Genomic DNA, 5849 nt, shown 5'->3' on the forward strand with positions numbered 1-5849 from the left:
CACCGGCACCGTGGAGGTGGGGGAGGAGGGCAGCCGCTGCGGACGCCCGGTCACCCTGCTGGTGGAGTCCTCCGTACCGCCGCCCCGGATGCTGGTGTTCGGTGCCATCGACTTCGCGGCGGCGCTGGCCCGCATCGGCGCCTTCCTCGGCTACCGGGTGACGGTGTGCGACGCGCGCCCCGTCTTCGCCACGGCCCGCCGCTTCCCGGAGGCCGACGAGGTCGTCACGGAGTGGCCGCACCGCTATCTGGAGGCGCAGCGCGACCTGGACGCGCGGACCGTCGTCTGTGTGCTCACGCACGACGCCAAGTTCGATGTGCCGCTGCTGGAGCGGGCGCTGCGGCTGCCCGTGGCGTATGTGGGCGCGATGGGCTCCCGGCGCACCCATCTGGACCGGCTGGAGCGGCTGCGCGAGGCGGGCCTGGGCGAGGCGGAGCTGGCCGCTCTCCGCTCGCCCATCGGCCTCGACCTGGGGGGCCGTACGCCGGAGGAGACGGCGCTGTCCATCGCCGCGGAGATCGTCGCCGTGCGGCACGGCGGCAGCGGGGTCCCGCTCGCGGGGGCGCACACCCCGATCCACCGTCCCCTCGGCTAGGCCGTGACCGGCGGATCTCGCTGGGTCGGGGCTGGCCCTGCCGGTGCGTCGCAGGCTTCGGGTGCGATGGGGTTGCCCGCGCAGTTCCCCGCGCCCCTGCGGGGCGCCAGCCGTTGTCAGTGGGCGGGGGGCCGGCGGAGGCCCGCGATGAGGACGTCGACCAGGCGGCGCGCGTCGTAACGGGGATCCTCCGCGCCGATGCAGAGGTTGCCGACGCCGCGCAGCAGTTCGAGTGCCCCGAGGTCGGAGCGGACCTCGCCGGCCTCCACCGCGGCGTCGAGCAGCTCGGCGCACACCGGCACGAGCCGGTCCAGGAAGTAGGTGTGCAGCGTGTCGAAGCCGGCGTTGTCCGACTGCAGGACGGCGGCGAGGCCGTGCTTGGTGACCAGGAAGTCGACGAAGCGGTTGATCCACTCCGCCAGCGCGGCGTGCGGCGTCGCGCCGGCGGCCAGCAGCGCCGGTCCGGCCTCGGCGCAGGCGTCGACCTGGTGCCGGTAGACGGCCACGATGAGGTCGGCCCGCGTCGGGAAGTGGCGGTAGATCGTGCCCACCCCGACGCCGGCCTCGGCCGCGATGTCCCGGACCGGCGCCTCCACGCCCGAGGCGACGAAGACCGCGGCCGCCGCGTCCAGCAGGGCCGCCTCGTTGCGCCGGGCGTCCGCCCGCTTGGGCCGGGCCGCCTGCGCCGTGCCCTCGCCGCTGTCGTTCACCGCGCCGCTCCCTCCACCGTTCGGCTTGCCAAGCGAAACCCTGTTCCGTATCGTTCTCGGAACAGGATTCCGATTCCCGATGATGGCAGAGTCGGCGTCAGCCCTCCAGCAGGGCCAGGCCCATGGGGGTCAGGGCGTGGTGGACGGCGTTGCGCTCCCGGGAGCTGGAGATCAGCCCCGCCCGCCGCAGCACCGCAGCGTGCTCGCTCGCCGAGGACACCGAGACCCCGGCGCGCCGCGCCAGCTCGCTCGTGGTGCAGTTGCTCCCGAGGGCCTGCAGCACCGCGGCCCGTGTGTGCCCGAGCAGCGGAGCCAGCCGCGGCGCCGTCGCCTCCGCGACGGCGGGCGGCTGCGGGCCCGGCGCCCGCGCCGGGTACACCAGGGTCGGCGGCAGCTCCGGGTCGGCCAGCGCAATGGGCCGCAGATGGCAGAAGTACGAGGGGATCAGCAGCAGCCCCCGCCCCTCCAGACGCAGATCCCGGTCCACCGGGTAGTCCGCCTCCAGCACCGGAGCGCGCCAGCGGATCGTCGGCCCGAGGCTGGACAGCAGCGCCTCCGTGCCCCGCGTCCACTGGGTGCGGGCCCGCTGGGTGCGGTCGGCCTCGACCCGGCCGCGAATGGGCTGCCACCACGCGCCCACGGCCGTGCGCTGGTACGCCCGCAGCGCGTCGCCCAGCCGGCGCAGCGCGGCGGCCTTGCCGTCCGCCAGCTCCCGCGTCCACGGGGTGGGGTGCACGGAGCGGTACAGGAGCTCCAGCTGGCCGCGCAGCTGCCGCTGCGGGGTCGACAGCAGCGCGTCCAGCCCGTACTCCAGGCCGAGCGCGCCCTCGGGCGGCGTGAGGAAGTCCGGGAAGTACCCGCGCTGCGGCACCAGCGGCAGCAGCAGCGGCAGCGAGTCCAGGGCCTGGCGCCGCACCTGCGCGCTCCAGCCGGTAAGTTGGGGGTCCAGCCGCTGGTCGCGGAGCCGGTGCAGGCTGAGGACGGTCTCCCACAGCAGGTCGGGGCCGTCGGCGACGCGGGTGCGCGCCAGGTCGGCTGCCGTGAAGTGAAGGCGCAGCATAAGTCCCCCGATACGCTGTGCGCGGTGTCGCGTTGGATTCCCAAGAGACTCTCATTGTTCCCACGGCGCCGGGTGTACGCCATAAACGCTCGATGAGAATGGTCAGAAGAGTTTGATGTCCGCGAGGAACGCGCGGTGGTCCGTGCCCGGGAAGTCCAGGAACCGGCCGTCCACCGGCACCAGCGGGTCGCTCACCAGAACATGGTCGATCTGCGCGCCCAGCGGCGGCGCCGTCGCCGACGGCCAGGTGGGCGTGCGGGACTGGCCGAGCATCCGGGCGGCGTCGTGCATGCCGGTGTCCAGGATGGCGCGGAACGCGGCGTGGTCCTGGGAGGAGTTGAAGTCGCCCGCGATGACGGTGGGGATGTCGCCCCGCCGCTGGGCGTAGTCCCGCAGCGCGCCCAGCTCGCGCCGCCACGCGCCCAGCTTGCCGAAGTCCGGCGGCATCGGGTGCGCGACCTGCAGCCGCACCGGCCGCCCGGCGACGGTCGCCGTGGCGCCCGGCATGGACAGCTCCCCCGGCACCTGGCGCTCGCTCTTCAGCGGATAGACGCTGAGCAGCGCGGAGCCCTCGGCGGGGCTGCCGCTGGTGATCAGCCGGTGCGGGTACTCCTCGCGCAGCTCGGGGCTGCGCAGGGCCCGCGCACAGCGCCGGTCGCACTCCTGGACGGAGACGATCTGCGGGCGCTCCCGGAGCACCGTGTCCACCAGCGCTTCGGTGGCGCGGCCGTACTGCAGATTGGCCGTCAGCACCCGGAACCGGGCCTTCGAGGCCCGCTCCTGGGCGCCGGCCGGCGCGTCGGGGCCGTACGGCTGGAGGAACCAGCCCGTCGCCGCCAGTACGGCCACGGCCCACACCATCAGCAGCGGACGCCGGGCCAGCGCCGCGCCGAGCAGCGCGAGCCAGCCGGGCGCGAGGAACCACGGGAGGAACGCCAGCATCTGCGGCACGGGGGAGATGCCGTCCGCGTCGGCGGCGCGCACCGCCAGCGGCAGGGTGAGGCCGAGCAGCACCAGCGCCGCCAGTGCGGCGAGCACCGGGTGGCGTCTGCGCGCCCGCCGGGGGGCGGGCCCGCCCGCGTCCGCGCGCTCCCTGTGCTCGTCCCGGCCGCCCTGGTCACCTTGGCCGCGCGCGGCGTTCGTCCCCGTGTACACGGCCTCGATGATGCCGCATGATGGCGCCGGGACGACTGGGGCCCCACGGGCCGGGAGCATGGCCGTGCGCCCCGCACACAGGAGGAGCGATGACCGAGTCCACCGACCCGACCGAGCTGTACCGCGCGGCCCGCGACACACTGCTGCGACACCGTACGGACTACGCCGCCGCTCGTGCCGCGTTCACCTGGCCCCGGCCCGACCGCTTCAACTGGGCGCTGGACTGGTTCGACCGGATCGCCGAGGGGAACGAGCGCACCGCGCTGCACATCGTCGAGGAGGACGGCGGCGAGCAGCGCGTCAGCTTCGACGGGATGCGCCGCCGCTCCGGCCAGGTCGCCAACTGGCTGCGCGCGCAGGGGGTGCGCGCCGGGGACCGGGTGATCGTGATGCTCGGCAACCAGGTCGAGCTGTGGGAGACCCTGCTGGCGCTGAGCAAGCTGCGCGCGGTCGCCATCCCCGCCACCCCGCAGCTCGGCCCGGACGACCTGACCGACCGGGTGACCCGGGGCGCCGCGCGGCACGTGGTGGTGCGGGCCGCGGACACCGGCAAGTTCGCCGGGGTGCCCGGGGACTACACCCGGATCGCGGTGGGCGGGGACGCGGCCGAGGGCTGGCTCCCCTACGCCGGGGCGTACGGCGCGGCCGAGACGTACGAGCCGGACGGCCCCACCGCGGCCGACGACCCGCTGCTGGTCTACTTCACCTCCGGCACCACGGCGCTGCCGAAGATGGTCGAGCACACCCACAGCTCGTATCCGATCGGCCATCTGGCGACCCTGTACTGGATCGGGCTGCAGCCCGGCGACGTGCATCTGAACATCTCCTCGCCGGGCTGGGCCAAACACGCCTGGTCCAACTTCTTCGCGCCGTGGATCGCCGAGGCCACGATCTTCATCCACAACTACACCCGCTTCGACCCGGCCCGGCTGATGGCCGAGATGGACCGCGCGGGCGTCACGGTCTTCTGCGCGCCGCCCACCGTGTGGCGGATGCTCATCCAGGCGGACCTGAGCCTGCTGCGGACGGCGCCGCGGGAGGCCGTGGCGGCGGGCGAGCCGCTGAACCCGGAGGTCATCGAGCATGTGCGGCGGCAGTGGGGGGTCACCATCCGGGACGGCTTCGGCCAGACCGAGACCGCCGTCCAGGTCGCGAACACCCCCGGCCAGCCGCTGAAGGCCGGCTCCATGGGCCGCCCCACCCCGGGCTTCGAGGTCACCCTGCTCGACCCGGTGACGGGCGAGCCCGGCGCGGCCGAGGGCGAGATCTGCCTCGACCTGAACGGCGGACGCCCGGTGGGCCTGATGTCCGGCTACCAGGACGACGCCGACCGCACGGCCCGGGTCCTGGCCGGCGGCTACTACCGCACCGGCGACATCGGCTCGCGCGACGCGGAGGGCTATCTGACGTACGTGGGCCGGGCCGACGACGTCTTCAAGGCGTCCGACTACAAGATCTCCCCGTTCGAGCTGGAGAGCGTGCTGCTGGAGCACGAGGCGGTGGCCGAGGCCGCGGTGGTGCCCTCGCCGGACCCGGTGCGGCTGGCCGTGCCCAAGGCGTATGTGGTCGCGGCGGACGGCTGGGAGCCGGGGCCGGAGACGGCGAAGGAGATCCTCGCGCACGCGCGGGCCCGGCTGACGCCGTACAAGCGGGTGCGGGTCCTGGAGTTCGCCGAGCTGCCGAAGACGATCTCGGGGAAGATCCGGAGGGTCGAGCTGCGCGATCACGCGGAGCGCTCTCCGGGAACGGAGTACCGGGACTAGCCCCGTGCTCGGTGTCTCCTCCGGGGAGGGGCTGCCCCTTGCCGTGCTCCGCGGGCCGCCGGCGCGTTGTGGCTGGTCGCGCAGTTCCCCGCGCCCCTGATCGCGCCCCCGATCGCGTGCGCCCCGGCAGGGGCAGCCCCTGCCCGGATCAGCGGACGGAGCTCACGGTGTGGTGCGGATCAGCTCGTCCGCCGGATCGTTCACCGGCTGCGGCGTGCCCGTCAGGTCCAGGACGAACAGCGGGAGGCCCAGCTCGTCGGCGCGGACGCGGGCGTCCCGCGCGTATCCCGCCAGGGAGAAGCAGACGGCGACGGCCGACTCGTTGAGCCCGTTCAGCCACAGCGTCTCCACCTCGCGCAGCCCCGTGGGCGAGGTGGTCGGGTCCACATGGGCGATGACGTCGGGGCCGCGCAGGTCGATCCCGGAGGCCGGGCTCCGCTCGGTGGCCTTGACATCCGTGAAGCCCAGCCAGCGCAGATACTGCGCGGCGGCCGTCTTCGCGTCCTGCGCGGTACGGATGGTGACGGGGCGGAACGCCGGGCGGCGCAGCGGCGGGGGCGGGGCGC

5 protein-coding genes and 1 pseudogene are annotated in these 5849 nt (G+C 74.5%); 2 read left to right on the top strand and 4 right to left on the bottom strand.

Going from position 1 to position 5849, the window contains the following annotated elements; genetic code table 11:
* Positions 1–595 (top strand): XdhC family protein (locus tag G5C65_RS29695; RefSeq protein WP_165302139.1); only part of this gene is annotated, 595 nt, incomplete at its 5' end.
* A gap of 116 nt (positions 596–711) precedes the next feature.
* On the opposite strand, the gene G5C65_RS29700 is transcribed toward G5C65_RS29695, so the two are convergent.
* The 3 genes from G5C65_RS29700 to G5C65_RS29710 all read right to left on the bottom strand — a co-directional run bounded on the left by G5C65_RS29700 (position 712) and on the right by G5C65_RS29710 (position 3520).
* The gene (locus G5C65_RS29700; protein ID WP_165302140.1) at positions 712–1305 is read right to left on the bottom strand and encodes an SbtR family transcriptional regulator; all 594 of its coding nucleotides are present in this window, start codon (positions 1303–1305) and stop codon (positions 712–714) included.
* A gap of 97 nt (positions 1306–1402) precedes the next feature.
* Entirely contained in the window at positions 1403–2365 is a 963-nt protein-coding gene (locus G5C65_RS29705; protein ID WP_165302141.1) for an ArsR/SmtB family transcription factor, read from the bottom strand.
* A gap of 102 nt (positions 2366–2467) precedes the next feature.
* The gene (locus G5C65_RS29710) at positions 2468–3520 is read right to left on the bottom strand and encodes an endonuclease/exonuclease/phosphatase family protein (protein WP_338146727.1); all 1053 of its coding nucleotides are present in this window, start codon (positions 3518–3520) and stop codon (positions 2468–2470) included.
* A gap of 89 nt (positions 3521–3609) precedes the next feature.
* Here G5C65_RS29710 and G5C65_RS29715 point away from each other — a divergent pair, with 89 nt between their 5' ends.
* Positions 3610–5283, top strand: a complete 1674-nt coding sequence (locus G5C65_RS29715) for an AMP-binding protein (RefSeq protein WP_165302143.1) — start codon at positions 3610–3612, stop codon at positions 5281–5283.
* A 162-nt stretch (positions 5284–5445) separates the two neighbouring features.
* Here G5C65_RS29715 and G5C65_RS29720 read toward each other — a convergent pair.
* Positions 5446–5849 (bottom strand): annotated as a pseudogene (locus tag G5C65_RS29720) (hypothetical protein); the annotation flags it as partial.

Source organism: Streptomyces boncukensis, assembly GCF_011045075.1.
GTDB classification, from domain to species: domain Bacteria; phylum Actinomycetota; class Actinomycetes; order Streptomycetales; family Streptomycetaceae; genus Streptomyces; species Streptomyces boncukensis.

Bases quoted from the DNA above. Each gene is read 5' to 3' on its own strand.
- G5C65_RS29705 (WP_165302141.1), bottom strand. From the start codon at position 2,365: ATGCTGCGCCTTCACTTCACGGCAGCCGACCTGGCGCGCACCCGCGTC.
- G5C65_RS29715 (WP_165302143.1), top strand. From the start codon at position 3,610: ATGACCGAGTCCACCGACCCGACCGAGCTGTACCGCGCGGCCCGCGAC.